Genomic DNA, 26,027 nt, shown 5'->3' with positions numbered 1-26,027 from the left:
TTGAGGCGACGACGATGACCGAGGCGCAGGAATCCGAGCACGGCGGACCGTCGGTGCCACAGACCCGCACGGCACGCCACCGCAGGATCGTGGACATCCTGAACCGTCAGCCGGTGCGTTCGCAGAGCCAGTTGGCCAAGCTCCTCGCCGACGACGGGCTGAGCGTCACCCAGGCCACGCTCTCCCGCGACCTGGACGAGCTCGGCGCGGTGAAGATCCGCAACACCGGTGGCGAGCTGATCTACGCGGTGCCCAGCGAGGGCGGCTTCCGTACCCCGCAGGCACCGCTCGGCGGGTCGGCGAAGGAGGAGCGGATGCGCAGGCTCTCCGCCGAGCTGCTCATCTCCGCGGAGGCCTCGGCCAACCTGGTGGTGCTGCGTACGCCGCCGGGAGCCGCCCAGTTCCTCGCCTCGGCCATCGACCAGGCCGAACTCCGCGCGATCCTCGGCACGATCGCGGGCGACGACACGCTGATGCTGATCAGCCGCGACCCGAACGGCGGCCAGGCCCTGGCCGACCACCTGCTGCGGCTCGCCCAGAACGACCGCTGAGCGCGCCCGTCAGTAGCGCGTGATCGCGGTCGGGCCGGACTCGGTCCCGACCGCGATGTGCGGCCGCCGGGCCGGGTCCGCCCAGATGAGGATCCGGTCCATGACGGCGGCCGGCACGGAGACGCAACCGGCGGTCGCCCCCTTGCCGTTGACGTGCAGGAAGATCCCGGCGCCCCGGCCCCGGACCGGCCGGTCGTAGTTGAAGCCGATCACGAGCGCGCGGGCGTACTGCGTGCGGTACGCGACCAGGTGCTCGGCCTCACCCGCCCGGCAGTGCGCCGGGCGCGGCTCCACCCAGCGGTTGTACGCACGGGACGCGTTGTCCTGGCACCACCACGAACGGTCGTTGACCCGGCGGTACGGATAGCGGGTCCCGGCCGGGGCGGCCGCGGTGCCGAAGGCGTACGGCAGGTCGTACAGGCCGGTGGGCGTGGTGTCCGTGCCCTGCGTACGGGTGGCGCCCTCGGCCAGGCCGTTCGCGCCGAAACGGGCCGGGGCCGAACCCGCCGCCACCCACGCCCCCCGCCGCCGGTCCCACCAGGTGATCGTGCCCGTGGTGGAGTCCGGGCCGGGGGCCTCGGCGGTGATCAGCTGGCTGCCGCCGCCCGTGTCGGCCAGCCGGTCCGGGAGGGGCGGCGGGTCCGCCGGCCGCGCCGCGAGCGATGCCAGCACGAGCAGAACCGACGCGGTCACCAGAGATCTGCGCATGCTCCGGACCGTACGGCCCGTGCCGGAACCGCCCCACCGCGCCTGCTCCGTACGGCCCAGCGCCTCACCCCCCGGACGCCGGCGCGGGCAGGCCGGGCAGCGGCAGGGGGAGACCCGGCAGTCCGTCGATGCTGGTGGCGATGTCCTCCTTCTTCCCGAAGTACGCGCTCAGGCTCGCGTCGTCCTCGCGCCGGAAGCGGTCGGCGTGCAGGGTCCGGTCCTCGTCGTACGCCATGAAGGGCACTCCGTATCCGCAGGTGTCGCGGATCAGTCCGGCCGTCACGACGATGATCGCGCGCAGCCCGTGCGACGTGGGGTCGACCGCGGGGAAGTGGCCGAGGAGGGCGGGGAACCGGGGGTCGTCACGGAAGACCGGCTCACCGCGGCCGTGCACCCGGACGATGTTCGGCGGCCCCTGGAAGGCGCACCACATCAGGGTGATGCGGCCGTTCTCACGGAGATGGGCGATGGTCTCCGCATTGCTCCCGGCGAAGTCCAGGTAGGCCACGGTCTGTTCGTCGAGGACGGCGAACGAACCGCTGACGCCCTTGGGCGAGAGGTTGACCGTGCCGTCGGCGTCCAGGGGCGAGGTGGCGGTGAAGAAGACGTGCTGCTCCTCGATGAAGGTGCGCAGCCGTCCGTCAATACGCTCGTACGTTTTTCCCATGGGGTGCAGTCTCCGTCGGTGAACGCCCTTGCGGGTAGTGCGTTTCAGCCACTGGAACCGGCGGGCGGCAGAGGCTCGTAGCGGGCGCGCTGTGCCTCGTGGGCGACCTCGGGGTCCTCGTCCTCCTCCAGCTCGGCCAGCACGCGTTTGCGCAGGGCGAGGCTGTGGGCGCAGAGCAGGCGCAGGCCGGACCGCCGCACGTGCCGGGGGCGGCCCGGGGCCACCAGGGCGGTCAGCCATTCCTCGGGGACGAGCAGGACGTACGGCACGAGCGCCGTGCGGGCGGTGCGCACGACCGGTGGGTGCGGATCGTCCATGGCGGCCATGAGCTCGTCGGGGGAGACCGCGTCCCGCATGCGCAGCGCGGCCAGTGCCGCGGCCCGCACCCGGCCTTCCGGGTGTGCCGCCAGTGGCCTCAGCAGGGCCGCCGCATCCGGCGCTCCGGACTCGGCCAGGCCGAACAGCGCCCCCGGCGAGAGGCCGGGCGCGACGGGGTCCGCGCACAGCGCCCGGTAGAGGTCCTGCGTGTCCTGGCCCTCCAGCCGCAGGACCAGGCGGGCGGCGGAACGCACCCTGGCCGACGGGTCCGCCAGGTGGAACGCGGCTTCCCCGCCACGGCCCGCCCGGTGCAGCGCCGTCACCGCGGAGGACCGTGCCACGGCGGAGGGGGCGGCGAGCAGGGGGTCCAGGAGCCGTTCCGGGTCACCTGCCGAGACCCTGGCCAGCAACGCGCCGGTGCACAGGTGGCGGACGGCCCGGTCCGGGGCGGTGAGGGCGAGCTCGGTGAGCCCGGCGGGTGTGAGGAGCCCCCGCTCCAGCGACAGCCGCGCCCCGAGGATCCGGACCCGGGCCAGCGGGCTCGCGCAGAGCCGGGACGGGAGCGCGGACGGCAGGGGTTCGGCCGCGGCCAGCACCCGCTCCAGGGCCCAGCCGCCGTGCGGGCGCAGGCTCAGACGCAGGGCCAGGGGAACCAGCTCCGCCGCCGCTGTCCCCGGTCCGTCCAGGGCCGTCCCCAGTACCCGGCGGGCACGCTCCCGTACCCGTGGCCGGGAGTCGGCGCAGCGGACCAGCAACAGGGGAAGGAGAGCCGGCCGTCCCGGAGCGAAGGCCAGCGCGGCCTCCCTTGCCTGCCAGCGGTCGTGGCAGAGGACGAGTGCGGTCTCCGCCTCGGAGGGCGGGAACCGCGACCAGGTGACGTCGTGGGCCTCCTCGTCCCAGCGGGGAGCGGCGGCCCAGTCGACCGACCCGTGCCCGTCGGCGTGCCGCTCCCGGAGCAGGGAGCGCAGCGGCCCGACCCCCCTGCGCCGCGCGGTCGCCGAGGGTATCCGCCGGTCGAGGTCCACCCAGGCCTCCGGGTCGGCCGTGTCCAGGGCGGTGGCCAGGGGCTTGCCCAGGAGGAGACGGTCCTGGGGCGGGAGGTACAGCGTGGGGGACAGGGGGACGAGGTTCCGCATGGGTCCAGCCTAGGGTTGGCACACCGCTGTGACCAGCATCTTTGACAAACCATACAGAGGAATGCATAGTTATGCCTTGTCCTCGAGGATCGCGGCCGGGCGCGGCCTCGTCCGATCCGCGGCGTCACCACCGCCTCCCCTCCGTACGCGTGCGGGGAGGCGGTCGCACACCCACCCCTTGCACTCCCGAGGAGCACGCAGTGAGCAACGGCAACGGCAACAGCGACGTACGCCTCTGGGGCGGCCGTTTCGCCGACGGCCCCGCCGAGGCGCTGGCCAAGCTGTCCGCCTCCGTCCACTTCGACTGGCGGCTCGCCCCGTACGACATCGCCGGCTCCCGTGCCCACGCGCGCGTGCTCAACAAGGCGGGCCTGCTCACCGAGGACGAGCTGACCCGCATGATCGCCGGACTCGACGCGCTCGAAGCCGCCGTCGCCGACGGTTCGTTCACCGGCACCCTCGCGGACGAGGACGTCCACACCGCGCTGGAGCGCGGTCTCCTGGAGCGCCTCGGCCCGGACCTCGGCGGCAAGCTGCGGGCCGGCCGGTCCCGCAACGACCAGGTCGCCACGCTCTTCCGGATGTACCTGCGCGATCACGCCCGGATCATCGGCGGACTGATCGCCGAGCTCCAGGACGCTCTGGTCGGGCTCGCCGAGGCGCACGCGGACGTGGCCATGCCGGGCCGCACGCACCTCCAGCACGCCCAGCCCGTCCTGTTCGCCCACCACGTCCTGGCCCATGTGCAGCCTCTGATCCGGGACGCCGAGCGGCTGCGGCAGTGGGACGAGCGGACCGCCGTGTCCCCGTACGGTTCCGGAGCGCTGGCCGGGTCGTCCCTCGGGCTCGACCCGGAGGCCGTCGCGGCCGACCTCGGCTTCGAGCACGGCTCCGTCGCCAACTCCATCGACGGCACCGCGTCCCGGGACTTCGTGGCCGAGTTCGCGTTCATCACCGCGATGATCGGCGTCAACCTCTCCCGGATCGCGGAGGAGGTCATCATCTGGAACACGAAGGAGTTCTCCTTCGTCACCCTGCACGACGCCTTCTCCACCGGCTCCTCGATCATGCCGCAGAAGAAGAACCCGGACGTCGCCGAGCTCGCCCGCGGCAAGTCCGGACGTCTCATCGGCAATCTGACCGGGCTGATGGCGACGCTCAAGGCCCTCCCGCTCGCGTACAACCGCGACCTGCAGGAGGACAAGGAGCCCGTCTTCGACTCCTGTGACCAGCTGGAGGTCCTGCTTCCCGCCTTCACCGGCATGATGGCCACGCTCACCGTCCACCGGGAGCGCATGGAGGAGCTGGCCCCGGCCGGCTTCTCGCTCGCCACGGACATCGCCGAGTGGCTGGTCAGGCAGGGCGTCCCGTTCCGGGTGGCCCACGAGGTCGCGGGCGAGTGCGTCAAGGTGTGCGAGCAGCAGGGCATCGAGCTCGACGAGCTGACGGACGAGCAGTTCGCCAGGATCTCCGAGCACCTCACCCCCGAGGTGCGCACGGTGCTCGACGTGCCCGGCGCGCTGGCCTCCCGCAACGGCCGCGGCGGCACGGCGCCGTCGGCCGTCGCCGTCCAGCTGGCCGAGGTGAAGGCCGACCTGGTGACGCAGCACGCCTGGGCGACCGCGCGGCGGTGATTCGCGGGCATCGCGGGCTACGTTGACGGGAAGGCGTTCGGAACCGACCCAGAGGAGCCCGCGATGCCCTTCGCCCGCCTGAACCGAGCGACTACCCCGACCGCCCACATCGGGCTGGGCCTGGCCGCCGTAGGCAGGCCCGGCTACATCAATCTGCACCGCGTCCGGGACCTCCCGGCCGGCCGCAGCGCGGACGCGCTGCGCGCCCGCACCCATGAACTCCTGGACGCGGCCTACGCGCAGGGTGTCCGCTACTTCGACACCGCCCGCTCCTACGGCCGTGCCGAGGAGTTCCTCGCCGACTGGCTGACGGCCCGCCCCGACGCGACGGACGTGGTCGTCGGCAGCAAGTGGGGCTACACCTACACCGCCGACTGGCGCGTCGACGCCGAGGACCACGAGGTGAAGGACCACAGCCTGGCCACGTTCGAGCGGCAGCGGGCGGAGACGGCCGGACTGCTCGGTGAACGGCTCGACCTCTACCAGATCCACTCGGTGACGGCCGACAGCCCGGCGCTGGGCGACAAGGACCTGCACGCACGTCTGGCCGGGCTGGCCGCGGAGGGCACCACCGTCGGGATCTCCACGAGCGGCCCCGCCCAGGCCGACGCCATCCGGGCCGCCCTGGCCGTGACGGTGGACGGCGAGCCCCTCTTCCGTACCGTCCAGGCCACCTACAACGCCCTGGAGACCTCCGCGGGACCGGCACTCGCCGAGGCGCACGACGCCGGGCTCACCGTCATCGTCAAGGAGGCCATGGCCAACGGCAGGCTCGCCGGCTCCGAAGCTCCCGCCGTCGTCCAGGAGATCGCCGCCGATGCGGAACTGGGCGCGGACGCCGTCGCCCTGGCCTTCGTGCTCCGCCGGCCGTGGGCGGGCGTCGTCCTGTCCGGGGCGGCCACCGTCACCCAGCTCGCCGGCAATCTGCACGCCCCCCTCCTCGACCTGGACGCGGACCGGCTGGACCGGCTGGACCGGCTGGACGCACTGGTGGAGGAACCGGAGGCGTACTGGCGGCACCGCTCCTCGCTGCCCTGGAGCTGAGTCCGGCTCACGCCCAGGCGGCGAGTGCGTCGAAGTCCGCCCGCACCAGGCCCACCCGGGGGTCGACCGGACGCAGCAGCGCCCGCCCCGGGTGGTGTCCCGCCACCCAGCCCGTGTCGAGGTCCGTGATCTCGTCGTCCACCCAGGCGAACGGTCTCCCGGCCGCGTACTCGACGACGTACCTCGTCTTCCAGTACGTCCCGTCCCCGGTGTCGGCGTGCATCGCCGGCCAGTCGACGTACGGCAGCGGCGGCAGGCCCAGGTGCGGGCCGATCCACTCGTTGGCCTCGTTCTTCCAGGTGGTCGCCCAGACGAGTGCGTACCGGTCGGTGAGGGCCAGCAGCTCGTCACCGTGTCCCGGGTTGAGCAGGACCGGCAGCGCCGGCCCCGCCGTCCACCCCGTCGGCCGCATGCGGTGCCGCCGGTAGCCCTCCGGCGGCCGGCGACGGGACAGCGCCACGTACGGATTGAGCGGGCCGTCGATGTCGATCAGCAGCAGCGGCTTCATCGCCTCATGGTGCCCGCCGCCACTCTCCGACGGGACGGGACGGGACGGGACGGCGTCGGGTGTCCGGCCGCCGTGAACCGCAGCGAATGAGACGATTACGTATCACCTGAGATATGTTCGTCTCATGACTCTCGACCGTGAGCAGGTGCTGCGCAGCGCCGCCGCCCTGCTGACCCGCAGATCCACCGCGACCATGGACGAGGTCGCCAGAGCCGCAGGCATCGGCCGTGCCACCCTGCACCGTCACTTCGCCGGGCGCGACGCCCTGGTCAGGGCTCTGGAAGACCTCGGTATCCAGGAATTCGAGGCGGCGCTGGACACCGCGGCCCTCGACGAGGGAACCGCGGAGGAAGGCCTGCGGCGGCTCGTCGCCGCCGTCGAGCCGAGTGCCGGGCTGCTGTCCTTCCTCGTCACCGAGAACCAGCTCTTCGAGGGCGACCAGGTGAACGACGGCTGGGACCGGCTCGACGCGCGGGTCTCCGCCTTCTTCAGGCGCGGACAGGAACGTGGCGAATTCCGGATCGACCTCACTCCCGCCTGGCTGACCGAGGCCCTGTACGGGCTGATCGGCACCGGAGCGTGGGCCGTGCAGGTCGGGCGGGTCGCCGGACAGGACTTCCAGTACATGATCGTCGAGTTGCTGCTCGGCGGAGCACGCCGGAGCGTGGAGAAATGAGCAGTACCCACGAGCAGGCCGACACCTCGGACGACCTGTACCACCCGGGCCGGTGGATCGCCCTCACCGTCCTCGTCCTGGCCGTTCTGCTGGTGGCCGTCGACGCCACCGTCCTCGGCCTGGCGACCCCCTTCCTCAGCGAGGACCTCGAACCGACCGGCACCCAGCTGCTCTGGATCGGAGACGTCTACTCCTTCGTCATCGCAGGACTCCTGGTCTCCATGGGCAGCCTCGGGGACCGCATCGGCCGCAAGAGGCTGCTGCTGTGCGGTGCCGTCGCGTTCGGTGGCGTCTCGGTCCTCAACGCCTACGCGAACAGCCCCGAGATGATGATCGTGGCCCGGGCCCTGCTGGGCGTCGCGGGCGCCACCCTCATGCCGTCCACCCTCGCGCTGATCCGCAACCTCTTCCACGATCCGCGCGAGCGCAGCCTCGCCATCGGCATCTGGGGCGCCATGGCCTCCGCCGGCGCCGCGGTCGGCCCCGTCGTCGGCGGTGTCCTCCTGGAGCACTTCTGGTGGGGCTCCGTCTTCCTGATCAACCTGCCCGTCATGGCGGTGCTCGTGGCCGTCGGCATCAAGATGATCCCGGAGTCCAAGGACCCCGCCCCCGGGCCCTGGGACCTCCCCAGCGTCGGTCTCTCCCTCGTCGGCATGATCGGCGTCGTGTACGCCATCAAGGACCTGGCGGCACACGGGGCCGGCTGGCCCGTCGCCCTCGCGGCCGTCGGCGGCGTCCTCGCGCTCGTCTGGTTCGTACGGCGGCAGTTCCGGCTGCCCGCGCCCCTGCTGGACATGAGGCTCTTCCACCACCGGGGCTTCTCGGGCGCGGTACTCGCCGATCTGCTGACCATCCTCGGCCTGTCCGGCCTGGTCTTCTTCCTCTCCCAGTTCCTGCAGCTGGTCCAGGGCCGCGGACCGCTGGAGGCCGGACTCGCCGAACTGCCCGCGGCGATCGGCGCGGTGACCGCCGGCCTGATGGCGGGTGTGGCAGCCCGCCGCTTCTCGGTGCGCTCCGTGGTGGCCGGCGGACTCGGGGCGATCGGCCTGGCACTGGCCACGGTCACCCTCGTACACAAGGAGACCGGCTATCCGCTGCTCGGCGCCCTGCTCCTGGTCGTCGGCGTCGGCGCGGGCTTCTCCTTCACCGTCACCGCCGACGTGATCCTCTCCAGCGTCCCCAAGCACCACGCGGGCTCCGCGTCCGCGGTCTCCGAGACGGCGTACGAGCTCGGCGCGGCCCTCGGCATCGCGCTGCTCGGCTCCATCGTCACCGGCGTCTACCAGGGCTTCGCCACCCCGGACGGCGTACCGCCGGCCACCTCCGCGGCTGCCCACGAATCGCTCGGCGGCGCCGTCGAAGCGGCCGATGGGCTCCCGGCCCAGCAGGCGGAGGCACTGGTCTGGGCCGCGCAGGAGGCGTTCGTCAACGGGCTGAGGGTCGCCGCGGGCGTCGGCGCCCTGGTGCTGCTCGCGACCGCCGTCGCCGCCTGGTTCCTGCTGCGCGGCCAGAAGCTGGAGGACGGCGTCGAACACGGGTAGGTCCATCCGGACGGCGGGCGTACGAAAGGGCCCGTACCCCGCCATCCGGGGTACGGGCCCTCTCACGCCGCGTGCGGCCCGATGCTCAGGCGGCCTTGGCCTTCGTTGCGTACATGTCGACGTACTCCTGGCCGGACAGCCGCATCACCTCGGCCATCACCGAGTCCGTCACCGCCCGCAGCACGTAGCGGTCACGGTCCATGCCCTCGTAGCGGGAGAACTCCATCGGCTCGCCGAAGCGGACCGTGACCTTGCCCGGACGGGGCAGACCGGCGCCGCCCGGCTGCAGCTTGTCGGTGCCGATCATCGCGAACGGCACGACCGGCGCACCCGTCATCAGCGTCAGCCGCGCGATGCCCGTACGGCCCCGGTAGAGACGTCCGTCGGGGGAGCGGGTGCCCTCGGGGTAGATGGCGAAGGCGTTGCCCCCCTCCAGCACCCGGCGGCCCGTCATGAGCGCCGCGACGCCGCCGCGGCCCCCGTCCCGGTCCACCGGGATCATCCCGCAGCCCGTGAAGAACCAGGCCATCAGACGGCCCTTGAGGCCCTTGCCGGTCACGTACTCGTCCTTGCCGATGTAGAACACCGGCCGGTCGCAGCAGATCGGCATGATCATCGAGTCGATGAACGTCAGATGGTTGCCCGCGAGAATCACCGGCCCGGTTCCCGGAATGTTCTGGGCGCCTTCCACCTGGGGGCGGAACAGCAGGCGCAGGATCGGTCCGAGCACTGCCTTGATGACGGTGAGTCGGGACAACGCATCCTCCGGTGTCGTGGCCGGGCCGGCCGGGTCGGGATCTCGTAAGGGTCTGTGCAGGTGAGGACGATACTCGCGGGTCCTGCCTGATCGCACATCGGGTTCACGAACCGGATACGCAGTGTTGACGTGTGTTTCCGCCATGTTCGTCCACGAGCCGCCCCTCCGATGGCGTAGCTGCCTACGATCACGCTCTGGGGCTACCCGCCCGGCCCGGGCAGGGCCGGCCTGCCCCGGTGTCGTGCTCCGCCGCGTCGCCGTCCGGCCGGCACGGCTCCGCCGTGCTCCTCCGTCCGGCGTCGCACGACACCGGACCCGCTCCCCGATCCTGCCCGGTCCGGACGGAAGAACCCCGCTCGACACGTGCCAGACATCACATGCGAGGAGCATTCATGACAGAGCGTGCGCAGACGAGCCCCGGCCGCCGGACCCTCCTGGGGGCGGCCGTGCTCGGCACGGCGGCCCTCGGACTGACCGGAACGGCGAACGCGGCCGGGCGGAGCCGCGGTGGCAGCGGCCACGGCTCCTACCGGGACCTGCCCGTGCCGACCGTCATCGGCCACCGCGGCGCCAGCGGCTACCGGCCCGAGCACACCCTCGGCGCCTACGAGCTGGCCCTGGACATGGGCGCGCACATCGTCGAGCAGGACCTGGTGCCGACCAAGGACGGACACCTGGTCTGCCGCCACGAGAACGACATCACCGGCACCACCGACGTGGCCGACCACCCCGAGTTCGCGGGCCGCAGGACCACCAAGAAGGTCGACGGCGTCGCGCTCACCGGCTGGTTCACCGAGGACTTCACCCTCGCCGAGCTGAAGACCCTCCGCGCCAAGGAGCGCATCCCCGGCAACCGCCAGGAGAACACCCTCTACGACGGACGCTGGGAGATCCCCACCTTCGAGGAGGTCCTGCGCTGGGCCGACCAGGAGGGACGCCGGCGCAACAGGCCCGTCTGGCTCTACGTCGAGACCAAGCACCCCTCCTACTTCCGGGGTCTCGGTCTCGGCCTGGAGGAGCCCCTGGCCCGGCTGCTGCGACGCTACGGGCGGCACCGCGCGAACTCCCCGCTGATCCTGCAGTCCTTCGAGCCGGGCTCCATGCTGCGGCTGTCGAAGCTCGTCGCCACCCCGCGGGTCGTCCTGCTGTCCGGACCCACGTCCCGGCCGTGGGACTTCGTGGAGTCCGGCGACCCGCGCACCGTCGCCGACCTGGTGAAGCCCGCGGGGCTGAAGTGGATCGCCTCCTTCGCGCAGGGCATCGGCCCGACCCTCGATCTCGTCATCCCCAAGGACGGCACGGGCCGGCTGACGACGCCCACCACGCTGGTCGCGGACGCGCACGCGCGGGGCCTCGTCCTGCACCCGTACACGATGCGCAACGAGAACGCCTTCCTGCCCGCGGAGTTCCGGCGCGGTACCGACCCGAACGCCTACGGCGACGTGTTCGGTGCCCTCCGTACGTACTTCGAGGCGGGCATCGACGGGATCTTCTCCGACAACCCGGACACCGCCCTGCTCGCGGCGGCCGACTTCGCGAAGGACTGACACACCGTCGTCAGCGGCCCTGCCGGGATGCCCCGGTCGGGTGGAGCTCCCCGCGCAGGGCAACCGGCCGGGCGCGGGGAGCGTTGACGGGGCATGACGTTTCCCGATCATGCTCCCTGGGCTTCGGACGCCGCCCGGCGAGCCGTCGTCCGCGCCCTGAGCCGGCTGGTACACGCGGAGGCGACGGCAGAGGCCCCGGCCGCCGGGATCGACGCCGCGGACCTGGAACAAGCCGTGTGGCTGCGGCTGCTGGAGCGTCCCGCCGGCCAGGGCCCGCCCGCGGACCCCGCCCGCTGGGTCCGCACCGTCGTCCGGGCCGAGGCGCGCCACGCCCGTCGCCGGGCCCGGCGCGAGCAGACGTACGCCGCCGGCGGGCCCGTGGACGAGTGGACCGGCTGCCCCGAGCGGATCGCCGTGGGCGCCGACGAACGCCGGACGCTGCGCGCCGCGGTGGGCCGGCTCCCCGGCAGATGTCCCCGGCTGCTGGCGGCGATGCTGGCCCCCCACGATCCGACGTACCGGGAGATCGCGGGGGAGTTGGGTATGTCACAGGGCAGTTTGGGACCGATGCGTTCCCGATGCCTCGGATGTCTGCGCAGAATGCTCGCGGCGGAGGTTGTGGCTCCTGAACCGCGGGGAAAGGAGCGGTAGACAACCGGCGGACCAGGTGAGCGGGAGGCATGCACACATGGGCATGAGTGTGACCATCTCGGCGGCGACGGCACAGGACGTCGAGCAGATCTTCAGGCTCCAGTACCTCTGTTTCCAGAGCGAGGCGGAGCTGTACGGGAATTACCGGATCGATCCACTCGTCCAGAGCCTCGAATCCGTCCGCGGCGAAGTCGCCACGGACCTGGTGTTCGTGGCGCGGCTCGGCGAGGAAGTCGTCGGTTCGGTACGCGGCTTCACCGACGCGGACGGCACCGGGCGGATCGGCAAACTCTGTGTCCACCCCCGCCTGCGCGGGCACGGTCTGGGCACCCGCCTCCTGCGCGCCGCCGAATCGGGCCTGGCGGACGGGCGTTCGGCCACCCGCTTCCGGCTGCACACGGGGGAGCGCGGCAAAGGCGGTCTGGGGCTCTACCGCAAGGCGGGCTACGCCCGGGTGGGCGACGCCACCGGCGAGGACGGCGTCCGTCTGATCCTGCTGGAGAAGGACGCCGCGGCACCGGCCTACGTCGCCAGTGCCTGAAGGACGGCCGTAGGCCGAAGGGTCACACGCTCCGTGCGCGGCGCAGCCAGATCATCCCGGTGACCGGCAGGATCACCGGGATGAACAGGTAACCCATGCCGAAGTCCGACCACACCGTGGCGTCCGGGAAGGCGGACGGTTCCGCCAGCGTCCAGGCGCCGACGAACAGCACGCCCGCGAGCTCGGCGGCACAGCACACCAGCGCGGCCCTGCGCGCCTTTTCCCCGCCCCGCACCAGCGAGTACGTGATGAAGCCGTAGACGAGGGCGGCCGCGGCGGACAGTACGTACGCCAGCGGAGCCCTGCCGAAATCCATGATCATCTCGACGATCGAGCGGGACGCGGCGGCCACGGTGAACACCCCGTAGAACCAGACCAGCACCCGCCCGGGCCCGGAGCCCAGCTCGAACTGCTGCTTCCGCGGAGCGGCCGGGGCGGGGGCCCCGGCGCGGTCGGTGTCGGTCACGGTCAGCTTCCCCAGATGTCGTAGAGCCGCACTTCGAGCACGGCCAGCACGACCGCGCCCGCCGCCACCGTCACCGAACCCCAGCGGGTCCGCTCCGTCAGCGACAGGAAACCCGCCGCCGGCACGGCTGCGAAGGATCCGATGAGATAGGCGATGAAGACCGTCATGCCCTGTTCCGGCCGCTCGCCCCGGGCCAGCTGCACGATTCCCACCAGCAGCTGCGCCAGCGCCAGGACGGAGACGACCGCCATGCCGATGAAGTGCCAGTCCTTCGTGGGCTGGTCCCGGTAGGCGGCGAGTCCGCACCAGGCGGCGAGGGCGAGCGCGGTCACGGCGACCGCGATCGTCAGGGCGTCAAGCATGCAGTGAGGGTATTACGGGCCCGGGGACACGCCGCGTGCGGGCCCGGCGCCGGCCGTTCGGAGACGGCGCCGGGACGGATGCGGGGGCGGGGCGGCAATCGTGGCCTTGGCCACAGCGCCCGCGCCCTGAGGGACGGTCGAGTGCCGGGCAGGCGAGGCGAACCCCCCGTGTCGCCGCAGGTCACAGCGGTGCGGAGGGTGGCGGTCCTGGAACGGCGGGACGGGCGGCACCCCCATCCACGGCTGTCCGCTATACGGACAGCCGGGATGGCCGGAACGAGACGTCTGTTTTACTGGGGCCCATGACCACGACGAGCTACCGCAGCCCTGCGACCGAGGCGATCACGACGCCCGGTGCTCGTTGTATGTGTCGAATGCGCGCCTTCTGAGGGTCCCCGCCAGAGCCTCGCGCCCCGAAGCGAGAACGTGCCCGCGCCGTCCGCCACCAGCGGATCGAGCCTGACCGGGCATGCGCCGATCCCTGCGCCGATCGCGCCGGGACTCCCACCGGTCGGTCACCGAGACCGTGGGAACCAGCCTCTTCCGACGAAGACGAATGCCCCGTGCCCGGCGGACACCGCGCCGCGCACTCGAAAGTGACGGAAACCCCCTGTGATCACCACTTCGGGCCTCACGAAGGTCTACCAGTCACGCGGCCGCGAGGTCACCGCCCTGGACGGCGTGGACCTGCACGTCCGCGAGGGCGAGGTCTACGGCGTCATCGGACGGAGCGGCGCCGGGAAGTCCTCCCTCATCCGCTGCGTCAACCTGCTCGAACGCCCCACCGCGGGCACCGTGACGGTCGCCGGCCAGGACCTCACCGCCCTCGCGGGCCGGGGCAGGCGCGCCGGCAAGGAACTCCGCGAGGCACGCAGCCGTATCGGCATGGTCTTCCAGCACTTCAACCTGCTGGCCGCGCGCACCGTCCAGGGCAACGTCGAGCTGCCCCTGGAGATCCTCGGTGTCTCCGGGCAGGCCCGCACCCGCAAGGCACTCGAACTCCTCGACCTGGTCGGTCTCGCCGACAAGGCGAAGGCCTACCCCGGCCAGCTCTCCGGCGGGCAGAAGCAGCGCGTCGGCATCGCCCGCGCCCTGGCCGGCGACCCGAAGGTGCTGCTCTCCGACGAGGCGACCTCCGCACTCGACCCCGAGACCACCCGCTCCATCCTCCAACTGCTGCGCGACCTCAACCAGGAGCTCGGCCTGACCGTCCTGCTCATCACGCACGAGATGGACGTCGTCAAGACCGTCTGCGACTCGGCCGCGCTGATGAAGAAGGGCCGCATCGTCGAGTCCGGCACGGTCGGCAGCCTGCTGGCCACCCCCGGTTCCGAACTGGCCCACGAACTGTTCCCCGTCGGCGGTACGGCCTCCGGCCCCGACCGTACGGTCGTCGACGTCACCTTCCACGGTGAGGCCGCCGCCCGCCCGGTGATCTCGCAGCTCTCCCGCACGTACAACATCGACATCTCGATCCTGGGCGCCGCGATGGACACCGTCGGCGGCAATCAGATCGGCCGCATGCGCATCGAGCTGCCCGGCCGCTTCGAGGAGAACGTCGTGCCGATCGGCTTCCTGCGCGAGCAGGGCCTGCAGGCCGAGGTCGTGGACGGCGAACCCGCCGGCACCACCGGCATCCCCGCCCCGACTACCGCCCCGCTCAGCAAGGAGGCGGCGAAGTGACCTGGTCCGAAATGCAGCCACTGCTCACCCAGGGAACCATCGACACCCTGTACATGGTGCTCTGGTCCGCAGTGGTCACCGTCGTCGGCGGACTGCCGCTCGGCATCCTGCTCGTCCTCACAGACAAGGGCGGGCTGCTCCGGAACGTCCTGGTGAACAAGGTCATCGGCGCGATCGTGAACATCGGCCGCTCGCTGCCGTTCATCATCCTGCTGATCGCCCTGATCCCCTTCACCACCTGGGTCGTCGGCACCTTCATCGGCCCGTCCGCGATGATCGTGCCGCTGGCCGTCGGCGCCATCCCGTTCTTCGCGCGGCTCGTCGAGACGGCGGTCCGCGAGGTCGACCACGGACTCGTCGAGGCCGTCCAGTCCATGGGCGGATCCATCCCCACGATCGTCCGCAAGGTCCTGCTGCCGCAGGCGCTGCCCTCGATCGTCTCCGGCGTCACCACGACCGTCATCGTGCTCATCGGCTACTCCGCGATGGCCGGCGCGGTCGGTGGCGAAGGGCTGGGCTCCAAGGCCGTCACCTACGGATTCCAGCGCTTCGACAACCAGTTCATGCTCATCACCGTCGTGCTGCTGATCGTCATCGTGACCGTGATCCAGCTGATCGGCGACGGAGCCGTACGCCTGCTGGCCCGACGGGGCCGCACCACCTCCTGAGACCGTCCCCCTCACGAGCCCGAACTCCTTGTCCGGGCGCACCACCATCACCATCGGAAAGAGGCACTCTTCGTGCGCAAGAACATCAAGATCACCGCTGCCGCCGCCACCGCCGCCCTCGCCTTCGGCCTCACCGCCTGCGGCACGGACTCCGACCCGGCAGCCAAGAACGAGACCGGCGCCGCTGCCGACACCTCCAAGGCACTCGTCGTCGCCGCGTCCCCGACGCCGCACGCCGACATCCTGAACTACGTCAGGAAGAACCTCGCGGACAAGGCGGGCCTCAAGCTGGAGGTCAAGGAGTTCACGGACTACGTCCTGCCGAACACCGCCACCGAGAGCGGCCAGGTCGACGCCAACTTCTTCCAGCACAAGCCGTACCTGGACGACTTCAACAAGAAGAACAGCACCCACATCGTCCCGGTCGTCAACGTGCACCTGGAGCCCCTCGGCCTCTACTCCAAGAAGGTCAAGGACATCAAGGACCTCAAGGCGGGCCAGACCGTCGCGGTGCCCAACGACACCACCAACGAGGGCCGCGCGCTCCAGCTCCTCGCCGAGAACGGGCTGATCACGCTCAAGGACGGCGTCGGCACCGACGCCAAGCTCAGCGACATCACGGACAAGAAGGGTCTGGAGTTCAAGGAGCTGGAGGCCGCGACCGTGCCCCGCGCCCTGAACGACGTCGACGCCGCGGTCATCAACGGCAACTACGCCATCGAGGCCGACCTCCAGCCGGGCAAGGACTCCCTCGTCCTGGAGAGCGCCGACGGCAACCCGTACGCCAACTTCCTCGCCGTCAAGGAAGGCAACGAGAAGGACGCCCGCGTCCAGAAGCTGGCGAAGCTCCTCAACTCCGACGAGGTCAAGAAGCACATCGAGGACACCTACCAGGGCTCGATCATCCCCGCCTTCGGCGAGCCCGCCAAGTCCTGACCTCCACAAGGCACTTGCCCGACGAGCCCCGTACACCCGCAGGACGGTGTGCGGGGTTCCGCCGTGCCGGACCCGGTCATGCACATCCCCGGCCCCATGCTGCATGCTGTGTGTTTACACGGTCTTCGGCATGGAGCTGCGCATGACTCACACCTTCCCGTCCATCTCCATCAGCACGGACAGGTTGGTGCTGCGCCCCTTCGACATGGCGGACGTCCCGGCGTACATCGAGATGATGAACGACGAACTCGTCACCGCCTGGATCGACGGACCGCACCCCTGCACCCAGGTCGACGCCGAACGGTGGGTCCGCAGGATCGCCCCCGCCGAACGCACCCAGGGCCACGGGATCGTCTTCGCCGTCACCGAATTCCTCACCCAGCGCCTCGTCGGCTCCGTCCGGCTCCTCAACACCGACTGGCGCACCCTGTCCACCGAGGTCGGCTACATCACCGCCCCCTGGGCGCGCGGCGAGGGATACGCCACCGAGTCCGTGCTCGCCGTCGCCGAGTGGCTCTTCCGTGACCAGAAGTTCGAGCGCATCGAGCTGCGTACCCCCGCGGACAACACCTCCTCCCAGCAGGTCGCCCAGAAACTGGGCTGCATCAGCGAGGGCGTCCTGCGCAACGCCCGGATAGCCCGGACCCGGACCGACAACGGCACGGACGGCGGCTGGACGGACATCAGGACCGACCTCATCGTCTGGGGACTCCTGCCCGAGGACCTGGAGGGCGTCGCCGAACAGCTGGCCGACGCGGGCGGCTACGGCTCCTACGACGACTGGAACTGAGCGCCTCCTCCTGGCTCCAGGAGCCCCTGGCCGGCCCCGGGTACGGACCGGATACGCTCACCCTGCTCCGCCCACCCCGCGGAGAGTCCCGCCTGCTACACCCCCAGGAGACTGACGAAGATGGCCGACCGGGTCACGGTGATCGGGTGGGACGGCTCGCCACTGACCGGAACGGCCACGGCGGCGCTCTCGGCCGCCACGCTCGTCGCCGGAGCCGCCCACCACCTTGCGCTCCCGGAGATCCCGGGAAGCGCCGAACGCATCCGCCTCGGCAGCGTCGACCTGGCGGCCCGCAGGATCGCCGGCCACCGGGGCAGCCCCGTGGTCCTCGCCGACGGCGACCCCGGCTTCTTCGGCGTCGTACGCGCCCTGCGCGCGCCCGAGCACGGCCTCGAGGTCGAAGTCGTCCCCGCCGTCTCCTCCGTGGCCGCCGCCTTCGCCCGCGCCGGAATGCCGTGGGACGACGCCCAGGTCGTCGTCGCCCACCCGCGTACCCTGCGCCGCGCCGTCAACGTCTGCCGCGCCCACCACAAGGTCGCCGTCCTCACCTCCCCGGGCGCGGGTCCCGCCGAACTCGCCCTCCTCCTCGACGACGTCCACCGCACCTTCGTGATCTGCGAGGAGCTCGGCACCGCACGCGAGAGGGTCACGGTCCTCACCTCCGACAAGACCGCCGACCACACCTGGCGCGACCCGAACGTCGTCATCGTCATCGGCAGCGGACCCGAGACCACCGCCACCGGTGCCTGGATCGCCGGGCGTACCCCCGCCTCCCCCGGAGGCGTCCGGGGCTGGGCCCTGCCCACCGGGGCGTACGGGGCGGAAGGCGGCGAGGGGGAGGCTCCAGGTCTGCGCGCCGCACAGCTGGCCCGTCTCGGACCGCGCGCCGGCGACCTGGTGTGGGACATCGGCTCCGGCGGCGGCGCCTTCGCGGTGGAGGCGGCCCGCTTCGGCGCGGCCGTGCTGGCCGTGGACAGCGATCCGGACGCCTGCGCCCGCACGACGGCCGCCGCCCGTACCTTCCAGGTGGCGGTCCAGGTGGTCCAGGGCCGGGCCCCGCATGTACTGGAGCGCCTGCCCGAACCCGATGTCGTACGGATCGGCGGCGGAGGTGCCCCCGTCGTGACGGCTGTCGCCGACCGGCGTCCGGAACGCATCGTCACCCACGCCTCCAACAGGGACGAGGCCGAGTCCCTGGGCGCGGCGCTCACCGAGAACGGCTACACCGTCGAGTGCGCGCTGCTCCAGTCGGTCGAACTGGACACCTCCGCCTGGGCGGAGCGGGAACGATCCGTCGTGTTCCTGCTCTCCGGGGTGCGTTCCGACCTCGCCCCCTGAGCCGCTCGCGGCCGAGCGCGAGGTAGGCTGACCGATTGTTGTACCGCGCCTGGCCGTTCGACGGTTCGTTCGTCAATGTCCGGAAAAGTGGACCGTTTTGGTCCGCGATGTGGTACAGCGCAACCGGGGGACGCGCAACGTGGCGCAGTCCACAGCGAGCCGTGGCGGAACTGTCTGTCGCGGCGGCGAACGACCGCGACAATGTATAGCTCCGCGCGCGTTTCGTGCCGCGCGGAGAGCCTGCTCGTTCTTGTTGACGAGCACCGGCGTGCCGTGGTTCGGGCATCCCGGCTAAGGGCCGAAGGAGCACTGACGATGGGCGAGGGGTACGCATGACTGACACCGGCCAGATCCCGGGCGAGGGACTGCCGGAGAACGCAGGCATGGTGGAGCAGCCGGGCGTCCCCGCCCTGGACTCCTACACCTTCCTCGACCCCTCCGAGCAGGCCCCCGCCCCCGAGGACGACGACCTCCTGCTGATGCCCGCGCCCCAGGGCGCCTGGAGCGACGCGCCGCTCGCGCCCGAGCAGCAGCCGCAGCCCTCCGCGCAGGGACCGGTCACGAGCGGGACGCACGAGTCCGGCTCCGTCGACCTCGGCGGAGTACGGGTCCCGGCGCACGCTTCCGCCCAGGTCCCGGTGGCCGCCCAGGCCGCCGCCCCGACACGGCGCCCGCTGCACCGCGGTCCCGCGTCCCCCGAGGCCCCTTCCTACGGAGGGACGCCGAGCGGCGGAGTGGTGCGTTCGCTCGCGGACCGGGGTCCGGCCGGGGCACCGCACAACCCGAGGCCCGTACGGCAGGCGGGGCCGCCGACGACCGGGCCCGAGTACTACGACATCCCGGCGGAGGACCCGGCCCGGCTTCCCGGCCCGCAGCTGGGGGAGATCCCGCCGCAGGGCGCCGCGCCGTGGGGCGCTCCGGCACCGGAGCCGGTGGTCCAGGCGGAACCTGCCGCTCAGGCGGAACCTGCCGTTCAGGCGGAGCCGGTGGTCCAGGCTGAACCTGCCGCTCAGGCCGAGCCCGTGGTCGCGCCCGTTCCCACCCCGGCGCCCGACCTCGTTCCCGAGCCGGTGGCCGACCTTCTTCCCGAGCCGGTGGCGCCCGCAGAAACGGTCGTCCCGGAGCAGGTCGCCGTGGAGGCGCCCGCAGAGCCCGCAGCGCCGGTGGAACCGCCCGTGGCGGAGCCGCTCGCGGAGGCAGTCGCGGAGGAGATTTCGGTGGAGGTACCGGCGGACGCTCCGACCGAGGCTGCCGTCGAGGCCCCCCTGGCGCCGCCCGTCGCCGAGACGCCCCTGAATCCGGACGTGCCCGCCGAGGCACCTGATCCGGCCGTGGCCGCAGGACAGTTTGTCCCGGAAGGCGCCCTACCGACCGTTCCGTACCTCGCCCCGGAACCTGTGTCCGAGGCACCGGCGGCTCCCGCCGAGGCCGCACAGCCGGAGGCGGCCGAGGTGGCCCCTGCCCAGCCGGAGCCGGTAGTGGTCGTCGCACCGGAACCGGAGCCGGAAGCGGTCGTCGTGCCCGAGCCCGAAACGGCTGCGGCCCCCGAGCCGGGTGCGGTCGTCGTGCCCGAGCCCGAAACTGCTGCGGCCCCCGAGCCGGATGCGGTCGTCGTGCCCGAGCCCGAGCCCGAGCCCGAGTCCGAGCCCTTGGTCGCGGCCCCGGTCTCCCCGGTCGTCGTCGAGCCCGAGCCCGCTCCGGCGGATCCGGAGCCGGTGGCAGCCGAGGCTCCTGAGACACCTGAGGTCCCGGAGTCCCCGGAGGGTGCCGCTCCCGTGGCGGTAGAGGCCCCGGCACAGCCCGGGCCCGAGCCCGGCCTCGTACCGCAGGCCGAGGCCCCCGCCGAGCCGGAGCCCGGCACCGGCCCCGAGATCATCGAGACACCCGAGGCCGTGGCACCGGTCCCGCCCGCCTCCCCGCCCGCCCCCGGTTACGACGACGTCGAGCGTGAAGCGGTCCTGCGGGTCATGCGTGAACGGCGCGACATCCGCAACGGCTTCCGCAGCGACCCCATCCCGCACGAGGTCCTCCTGCGCGTCCTCGAAGCCGCGCACACCGCCCCGAGCGTCGGCCACTCGCAGCCCTGGGACTTCGTCGTCATCCGCTCGGCGGAGACCCGGCGTTCCATGCACGAGCTGGCACAGCGCCAGCGTGAGGCGTACGCCAAGTCGCTCCCCAAGGCCCGGGCCAAGCAGTTCAAGGAACTGAAGATCGAGGCCATCCTCGACACACCGGTGAACATCGTCGTCACCGCCGACCCCACCCGCGGCGGCCGCCACACCCTCGGCCGGCACACCCAGCCGCAGATGGCCCCGTACTCCTCCGCGCTCGCCGTCGAGAACCTGTGGCTCGCAGCCCGGGCCGAGGGCCTCGGCGTCGGCTGGGTCAGCTTCTTCGACGAGCGCGAGATGGTCCGTGCGCTCGGCCTGCCCGAGCACCTGGAAGTCGTCGCCTACCTCTGCGTCGGCTACGTCGACGAGTTCCCCGACGAGCCCGAGCTGATGCAGGCGGGCTGGGCCAAGCGGCGCCCGCTGTCCTGGGTCGTCCACGAGGAGACGTACGGCCGCCGCGCCCTGCCCGGAGAGGAGCCGCACGACCTCCTCCAGGAGACCATCGCCAACATCCGGCCGCTGGACGCCAAGGCGCTCGGCGAGGCCTGGGAGCGCCAGAAGCGGATGACGAAGCCGGCCGGGGCGCTCGGCATGCTGGAGATCATCTCCGCCCAGCTGTCCGGCCTCTCCAGGAAGTGCCCGCCGCCGATCCCCGAGCCCGCGGCCGTCGCGGTGTTCGCCGGTGACCACGGGGTGCACGCCCAGGGTGTGACCGCGTGGCCGCAGGAGGTCACCGGCCAGATGGTCGCCAACTTCCTCGGTGGAGGCGCCGTCTGCAACGCCTTCGCCGCCCAGGTCGGCGCCGAGGTCTGCGTGGTCGACGTCGGTGTCGCGTCCGATCTGCCCGCGACGCCCGGCCTGCTGCCCCGGAAGGTCCGTGCCGGAACGGCCGACTTCACGACCGGCCCCGCACTCACCCGCCAGGAGGTGCTCGCCGCTGTCGAGGTCGGCATCGACACCGCCCGGGACCTGGTCGCGGCCGGCAACAAGGGGCTGCTCACCGGCGAGATGGGCATCGCCAACACCACTGCTTCGGCCGCGCTGATCTGCGTGTACACCGGCATGGACCCGGCGGAGGTGACCGGGCGCGGCACCGGGATCAACGACGAGATGCACGCCCGCAAGGTCGACGTGGTCCGCCGCGCCCTGGAGCTGCACCAGCCCGACCCCGCCGACCCGATCGGGGTCCTGTCCGCGGTCGGCGGCCTGGAGCACGCCGCCATGGCGGGCTTCCTGCTGGGCGGCGCGTCCCTCCGCACCCCCGTGATCCTGGACGGTGTGAGCGCGGGCGCGGCGGCCCTGGTCGCCCGGGCGATCGCACCCGAGGCGCTCGCCGCCTGCATCGCGGGGCACCGCAGCGCGGAACCCGGCCATGTCGCCGCCCTCAACAAGCTGGGCCTGCGCCCCCTGGTCGACCTGGACCTCAGGCTCGGCGAGGGCACCGGCGCGCTGCTCGCGCTCCCCATCGTGCAGAGCGCGGCCCGCGCGATGCACGACGTGGCGACCTTCGACTCGGCAGGAGTGACGGAGAAGTAGCGGGCACCGGGGTACGGGTGCGAGGGCACGAGATCAGGCCCGTCCGGCACGGGAGGGGGCGGGCAGGGGATCAGGCCCGCACCCGCCCCCGCCCCCACCACCCCGTATCGTGGTCCCACGCTTCACCCAGCCAGCCGTACGTCACCGCCGCTCCACCGCCGCAGCGGCCCGCAGCACACCGCACCCCGCACGAGGAGTCCGCGCGACCATGGCCGAGTACGACGATCACCCTGCCTACCCCGTCGGACTGCGCCTGAACGGGCGCCGCGTCGTCGTCGTCGGCGGCGGCCAGGTCGCACAGCGCCGGCTGCCCGCGCTCATCGCGGCCGGTGCCGACATCACCCTGGTCTCCCCGTCCGCGACCGCCTCCGTCGAGGCGATGGCCGACACCGGCGAGATCCGCTGGGAGCGCCGCAGGTACCAGGAGGGCGACCTCACCGACACCTGGTACGCCCTCGTCGCGTCCTCCGACGCCGAGGCCAACGACGCCGCCTCGGCCGAGGCCGAGCGCACCCGTACCTGGTGCGTCCGCAGCGACGACGCGGAGGCGGCTACCGCGTGGACGCCGGCCACCGGCCGCAGCGAGGGGATCACCGTCGCCGTCCTCACCACCACCTCGCAGGGCCGCGACCCCCGCCACTCCGCCGCGGTCCGCGACGCCATCGTGGAGGGCCTGCGCGACGGGACCCTCGCCGCCCCGCACCACCGCACCCGTGCCCCTGGCGTCGCCCTGGTGGGCGGCGGTCCGGGCGACCCCGACCTGATCACGGTCCGGGGCCGCCGCCTCCTCGCGGAGGCGGACGTGGTCATCGCGGACCGGCTCGGCCCGCGTGACCTGCTCGACGAGCTCCCCCCGCACGTCGAGGTGATCGACGCCGCGAAGATCCCGTACGGCCGCTACATGGCGCAGGAGGCGATCAACCAGGCGCTGATCGACCACGCCAAGGCGGGCAAGGCCGTCGTCCGGCTCAAGGGCGGCGACCCGTTCGTCTTCGGCCGCGGCATGGAGGAGGCCCAGGCACTGGCCGCCGAGGGCATCGCCTGCACCGTCGTGCCCGGGATCTCCAGCTCGATCTCCGTGCCGGGAGCGGCCGGAATCCCCGTCACCCACCGCGGCGTCGCCCATGAGTTCACCGTCGTCAGCGGACATGTCGCCCCCGACGACCCGCGCTCCCTGGTCGACTGGGCAGCCCTCGCACAGCTGCGCGGCACCCTGGTCCTCCTGATGGCCGTCGACAAGATCGGCGCCATCGCACGTGCCCTCATCGCGCACGGCAAGTCGCCGGACACCCCCGTGGCCCTGGTCCAGGAGGGCACCACGGCCGCCCAGCGCCGGGTCGACGCGACCCTCGCCACCGTCGGGGAACGTGCCGCCGCGGAAGACGTACGCCCCCCGGCCGTGATCGTCATCGGTGAGGTCGTGGCCGTCGGCACGGAGCCCTCCGGGCGCCCCGCCCAGTAGCCCCGGACAGCTGATATCCGCACCCCGGCAACCCGCACACCGGACAAGGCAGTGCCCCCCATGGCTGAACCCATCACCGTCGACGACCCCGACGACCCGCGTCTGGGCGACTACACCGGCCTGACCGACGTCGCACTCCGGCGCCGGCGCGAGCCCGCGGAAGGCCTGTTCATCGCCGAGGGCGAGAAGGTGATCAGGCGCGCGGCGAACGCCGGATACGCGATGAGGTCCATGCTGCTCTCCGCCAAGTGGACCGACGTGATGCGCGACGTGATCGACGAGGCCACGGCCCCGGTGTACCTGGTCGCACCGGAGCTCGCCGAGCGGGTCACCGGCTACCACGTGCATCGCGGAGCCCTCGCGTCCATGCAGCGCCAGCCGCTGCCCGACGTCCGTGCGCTGCTGTCCCCGGAGTCCGGGAACGTCCGCAGGGTCGCCGTGTTCGAGGACATCGTCGACCACGCCAACCTCGGCGCCGCCTTCCGCAACGCCGCCGCACTCGGCGTCGACGCCGTCCTGCTCACACCGCGCTGTGCCGACCCGCTGTACCGGCGGGCGGTGAAGGTCTCGATGGGCTCCGTCTTCCACGTCCCCTGGACCCGGCTCGATGCGTGGCCCGGAGACGTCGGGCTGCTCCGCGAGGCCGGCTTCACCACCGCGGCACTCTGCCTCAGCGATCAGTCGATCACCCTGGACGAACTCGTCGCACGGCAGCACGAGAAGCTGGCACTGGTCTTCGGTACGGAGGGCGACGGTCTCACCCCCGAGGCACTCGCCGCGGCCGACGAGCACGTCCGCATCCCGATGGACGCCGGAGTCGACTCGCTCAACGTCGCCGCCGCCTCCGCCGTCGCCTTCTACGCGACGCGCATCACGGCCGGCTGACGCCTACAGCCCCGGCCCGTGCGGATACTGCCCGGGCAGGTCGAGCGTCGTCCGGGAGGTGCCGGCGCCCAGCCCCTGCGCCGGTCCCTGGCAGCCCTGGGCGGCGGCGATCCCCAGCGCCACCAGCAGCGTCACCACGACGAAGACCACGAGCCGCTGACGCAGGAGCCGTGGATTCGCCGGGCGGGGAATCCCGCTCCGGCCCGCCGACGTCGTCCGTACCCCGGGACGGGTCCCCGGACGGCTGTTCGTCACGTTCGCGCCGTTCGTTCCGTGCGGGCGCTTCCCGGACCGTGCGGCCTGGGATCGCGAACCGCCGGTGCGGGGCGCGGCCGAGCGAGACGGGGAGGCACGCCTGGCCGAAGGACGCGGCGCGGGAGTGGGACCACCGGCCCGCCGGGTGTGCTGCTCGGCGTACGGCGGGCCTTCGAGCCGCCCGGTGGGCCGGTCCGGATCCGGCTCGGTCCGCTGCGCGGGAGGCCGGCGCTCCTGCAGTCCCTGCGCCTCGCGTGCCGCGATCTCCTTGAGCCGCATGGAGAGCTGAAGGGTGCTCGGCCGGTCCTCGGGATCCTTCGCCAGACAGGCCCGGACCAGCGGAGCGAGCGCATCGTGCACATCGAAGAGATGCGGCTCCTCGTGCACCACGCGGTAGAGCATCACCTCGGAACTGCCGTGCCCGAAAGGCGAGTCGGCCATCGCCGCGTACGCCAGGGTCGCGCCCAGCGAGAACACGTCCGTGGCCGGCGTCACGGCCGCGCCCCGCACCTGCTCCGGCGCCAGGAATCCGGGGGACCCGACCGCCGTACCGACATGGGTGAGCGTGCTGGCCCCGGTCGCCCAGGCGATGCCGAAGTCGATGATCCGGGGGCCCTTGGGCGAGAGCAGGATGTTCGACGGCTTCAGATCACGGTGGACGACACCGGCCTCGTGCACCGCCACCAGCCCCTCGGACAGTGCCGCGCCGATCGAGGCCACCTCGGCCGCCGACAGCGGACCCTCCTCGACGACCTTGTCGTGCAGCGACGGGCCGGGCACGTACTGCGTCGCGAACCACGGGCGGTCCGCCTCCAGGTCAGCGGCCACCAGGCGTGCCGTGCAGCCGCCACGGATCCGCCGGGCGGCGGACACCTCGCGCGCGAAACGCGAACGGAACTCCTGGTCCTCCGCCAGGTCCGGACGGATCACCTTGAGCGCGACCCGCTGGCCCCTGCGGTCGGAACCCAGATAGACGACACCCATGCCGCCCGCGCCGAGCCGGCGGTGCAGCCGGAACGAGCCGACGACACGCGGGTCCTCGCGCCGGAGCCGCATCATCGCCATCGTCTGCCCATCCCCGCTGCCTGGTCCGCCTGACGAGGCACAGCTTACGTACCCGCGGCGCGGCGCGCTCTCAGGCCGCGCCCTCGCCGGCCCTTCGATTGTCAGTGCCCGGTGGGAGAATTGAGGAGTGGTCAGAGAGCCGGGGATCCAGGCCCTGTGGCCCGTGCGAGATCTCAAAGGACCGTCGCAGA

Annotated in this window: 24 protein-coding genes; 16 read left to right on the top strand and 8 right to left on the bottom strand. The window is 72.3% G+C overall.

All coding sequences use genetic code 11. The features are described 5' to 3' along the window. Nucleotides 1–14: 14 nt before the first annotated feature. On the top strand, nucleotides 15–551 hold the full coding sequence (locus AB0F38_RS17395) for an arginine repressor (RefSeq protein ID WP_056786755.1): 537 nt from the start codon (nucleotides 15–17) through the stop codon (nucleotides 549–551). Between the two features lie 9 nt (nucleotides 552–560). Here the strand turns inward: AB0F38_RS17395 and AB0F38_RS17390 are convergent, their stop codons facing one another. From AB0F38_RS17390 to AB0F38_RS17380, 3 genes are all read right to left on the bottom strand, one after another. After that, complete coding sequence (locus AB0F38_RS17390; protein ID WP_361893360.1) at nucleotides 561–1,259, bottom strand: L,D-transpeptidase family protein; 699 nt, start codon at nucleotides 1,257–1,259, stop codon at nucleotides 561–563. Between the two features lie 64 nt (nucleotides 1,260–1,323). Beyond that, nucleotides 1,324–1,926 carry a pyridoxamine 5'-phosphate oxidase family protein gene (locus AB0F38_RS17385; RefSeq protein ID WP_361893357.1) on the bottom strand — a complete coding sequence of 201 codons (603 nt, stop codon included), beginning with the start codon at nucleotides 1,924–1,926 and terminating at the stop codon, nucleotides 1,324–1,326. Between the two features lie 44 nt (nucleotides 1,927–1,970). Continuing rightward, nucleotides 1,971–3,380, bottom strand: a complete 1,410-nt coding sequence (locus AB0F38_RS17380; protein ID WP_361893354.1) for a HEAT repeat domain-containing protein — start codon at nucleotides 3,378–3,380, stop codon at nucleotides 1,971–1,973. 200 nt (nucleotides 3,381–3,580) lie between these two features. Here AB0F38_RS17380 and argH point away from each other — a divergent pair, with 200 nt between their 5' ends. Together argH and AB0F38_RS17370 are read left to right on the top strand one after the other, a co-directional pair. Further along, the gene (gene argH / locus AB0F38_RS17375) at nucleotides 3,581–5,014 is read left to right on the top strand and encodes an argininosuccinate lyase (protein ID WP_361893352.1); all 1,434 of its coding nucleotides are present in this window, start codon (nucleotides 3,581–3,583) and stop codon (nucleotides 5,012–5,014) included. 63 nt (nucleotides 5,015–5,077) lie between these two features. Next, on the top strand, nucleotides 5,078–6,058 hold the full coding sequence (locus AB0F38_RS17370) for an aldo/keto reductase (protein WP_361893349.1): 981 nt from the start codon (nucleotides 5,078–5,080) through the stop codon (nucleotides 6,056–6,058). 7 nt (nucleotides 6,059–6,065) lie between these two features. Here the strand turns inward: AB0F38_RS17370 and AB0F38_RS17365 are convergent, their stop codons facing one another. Next, nucleotides 6,066–6,566 carry a hypothetical protein gene (locus tag AB0F38_RS17365; RefSeq protein ID WP_361893347.1) on the bottom strand — a complete coding sequence of 167 codons (501 nt, stop codon included), beginning with the start codon at nucleotides 6,564–6,566 and terminating at the stop codon, nucleotides 6,066–6,068. A 124-nt stretch (nucleotides 6,567–6,690) separates the two neighbouring features. Between AB0F38_RS17365 and AB0F38_RS17360 the strand changes: the two genes are divergently transcribed. Both AB0F38_RS17360 and AB0F38_RS17355 read left to right on the top strand, forming a co-directional pair. Beyond that, entirely contained in the window at nucleotides 6,691–7,242 is a 552-nt protein-coding gene (locus AB0F38_RS17360) for a helix-turn-helix domain-containing protein (protein ID WP_361893345.1), read from the top strand. Further along, nucleotides 7,239–8,783 (top strand): MFS transporter, encoded by a 1,545-nt coding sequence (locus AB0F38_RS17355; protein WP_361893342.1) that lies wholly within the window; start codon nucleotides 7,239–7,241, stop codon nucleotides 8,781–8,783. Before AB0F38_RS17360 ends, AB0F38_RS17355 begins: the two co-directional genes overlap by 4 nt. An 85-nt stretch (nucleotides 8,784–8,868) precedes the next feature. On the opposite strand, the gene AB0F38_RS17350 is transcribed toward AB0F38_RS17355, so the two are convergent. Further along, nucleotides 8,869–9,540, bottom strand: a complete 672-nt coding sequence (locus tag AB0F38_RS17350; RefSeq protein WP_361893339.1) for a lysophospholipid acyltransferase family protein — start codon at nucleotides 9,538–9,540, stop codon at nucleotides 8,869–8,871. 392 nt (nucleotides 9,541–9,932) lie between these two features. Between AB0F38_RS17350 and AB0F38_RS17345 the strand changes: the two genes are divergently transcribed. The 3 genes from AB0F38_RS17345 (at nucleotide 9,933) to AB0F38_RS17335 (ending at nucleotide 12,279) form a co-directional block, all read left to right on the top strand. Further along, nucleotides 9,933–11,087 (top strand): glycerophosphodiester phosphodiesterase, encoded by a 1,155-nt coding sequence (locus AB0F38_RS17345; protein ID WP_361893336.1) that lies wholly within the window; start codon nucleotides 9,933–9,935, stop codon nucleotides 11,085–11,087. 93 nt (nucleotides 11,088–11,180) lie between these two features. After that, entirely contained in the window at nucleotides 11,181–11,738 is a 558-nt protein-coding gene (locus AB0F38_RS17340; RefSeq protein ID WP_361893334.1) for a sigma-70 family RNA polymerase sigma factor, read from the top strand. Nucleotides 11,739–11,775: 37 nt separating this feature from the next. Then, nucleotides 11,776–12,279, top strand: coding sequence for a GNAT family N-acetyltransferase (locus AB0F38_RS17335; RefSeq protein ID WP_361893331.1), 504 nt, complete (start codon nucleotides 11,776–11,778; stop codon nucleotides 12,277–12,279). Between the two features lie 22 nt (nucleotides 12,280–12,301). Here the strand turns inward: AB0F38_RS17335 and AB0F38_RS17330 are convergent, their stop codons facing one another. Both AB0F38_RS17330 and AB0F38_RS17325 read right to left on the bottom strand, forming a co-directional pair. Beyond that, nucleotides 12,302–12,745, bottom strand: coding sequence for a hypothetical protein (locus tag AB0F38_RS17330; protein WP_361893328.1), 444 nt, complete (start codon nucleotides 12,743–12,745; stop codon nucleotides 12,302–12,304). A 2-nt stretch (nucleotides 12,746–12,747) separates the two neighbouring features. Continuing rightward, nucleotides 12,748–13,107: a hypothetical protein gene (locus tag AB0F38_RS17325; protein WP_361893325.1), complete on the bottom strand. Its 360-nt coding sequence runs from the start codon at nucleotides 13,105–13,107 to the stop codon at nucleotides 12,748–12,750. A gap of 612 nt (nucleotides 13,108–13,719) precedes the next feature. On the opposite strand from AB0F38_RS17325, the gene AB0F38_RS17320 reads away from it, so the two are divergent. From AB0F38_RS17320 to AB0F38_RS17285, 8 genes are all read left to right on the top strand, one after another. Further along, a complete protein-coding gene (locus tag AB0F38_RS17320; protein ID WP_361893323.1) occupies nucleotides 13,720–14,790 on the top strand; it encodes an ATP-binding cassette domain-containing protein in 1,071 nt (356 codons plus the stop codon). Then, entirely contained in the window at nucleotides 14,787–15,458 is a 672-nt protein-coding gene (locus AB0F38_RS17315; protein ID WP_361893320.1) for a methionine ABC transporter permease, read from the top strand. Before AB0F38_RS17320 ends, AB0F38_RS17315 begins: the two co-directional genes overlap by 4 nt. Before the next feature lie 72 nt (nucleotides 15,459–15,530). Then, nucleotides 15,531–16,394: a MetQ/NlpA family ABC transporter substrate-binding protein gene (locus AB0F38_RS17310; RefSeq protein ID WP_361893317.1), complete on the top strand. Its 864-nt coding sequence runs from the start codon at nucleotides 15,531–15,533 to the stop codon at nucleotides 16,392–16,394. Nucleotides 16,395–16,497: 103 nt separating this feature from the next. Beyond that, entirely contained in the window at nucleotides 16,498–17,184 is a 687-nt protein-coding gene (locus tag AB0F38_RS17305) for a GNAT family N-acetyltransferase (RefSeq protein WP_361893314.1), read from the top strand. A gap of 120 nt (nucleotides 17,185–17,304) precedes the next feature. After that, entirely contained in the window at nucleotides 17,305–18,522 is a 1,218-nt protein-coding gene (gene cbiE, locus AB0F38_RS17300; protein ID WP_361893311.1) for a precorrin-6y C5,15-methyltransferase (decarboxylating) subunit CbiE, read from the top strand. Between the two features lie 332 nt (nucleotides 18,523–18,854). Then, the gene (gene cobT, locus AB0F38_RS17295; protein ID WP_361893309.1) at nucleotides 18,855–22,169 is read left to right on the top strand and encodes a nicotinate-nucleotide--dimethylbenzimidazole phosphoribosyltransferase; all 3,315 of its coding nucleotides are present in this window, start codon (nucleotides 18,855–18,857) and stop codon (nucleotides 22,167–22,169) included. A 208-nt stretch (nucleotides 22,170–22,377) separates the two neighbouring features. Continuing rightward, on the top strand, nucleotides 22,378–23,631 hold the full coding sequence (gene cobA, locus AB0F38_RS17290) for a uroporphyrinogen-III C-methyltransferase (RefSeq protein WP_361893306.1): 1,254 nt from the start codon (nucleotides 22,378–22,380) through the stop codon (nucleotides 23,629–23,631). Between the two features lie 60 nt (nucleotides 23,632–23,691). Then, nucleotides 23,692–24,516: an RNA methyltransferase gene (locus tag AB0F38_RS17285; RefSeq protein ID WP_361893303.1), complete on the top strand. Its 825-nt coding sequence runs from the start codon at nucleotides 23,692–23,694 to the stop codon at nucleotides 24,514–24,516. A 3-nt stretch (nucleotides 24,517–24,519) separates the two neighbouring features. Here AB0F38_RS17285 and AB0F38_RS17280 read toward each other — a convergent pair whose 3' ends face one another. Next, nucleotides 24,520–25,836 (bottom strand): serine/threonine-protein kinase, encoded by a 1,317-nt coding sequence (locus tag AB0F38_RS17280; RefSeq protein ID WP_361893300.1) that lies wholly within the window; start codon nucleotides 25,834–25,836, stop codon nucleotides 24,520–24,522. Nucleotides 25,837–26,027 lie beyond the last annotated feature (191 nt).

It is taken from the genome of Streptomyces sp. NPDC025273 (genome assembly GCF_040638585.1).
Classification (GTDB): Bacteria; Actinomycetota; Actinomycetes; order Streptomycetales; family Streptomycetaceae; genus Streptomyces; species Streptomyces cinereorectus.
The sequence above is the reverse complement of the archived record's forward strand: the minus strand, read 5'-3'. Positions and strand labels throughout refer to the sequence as shown.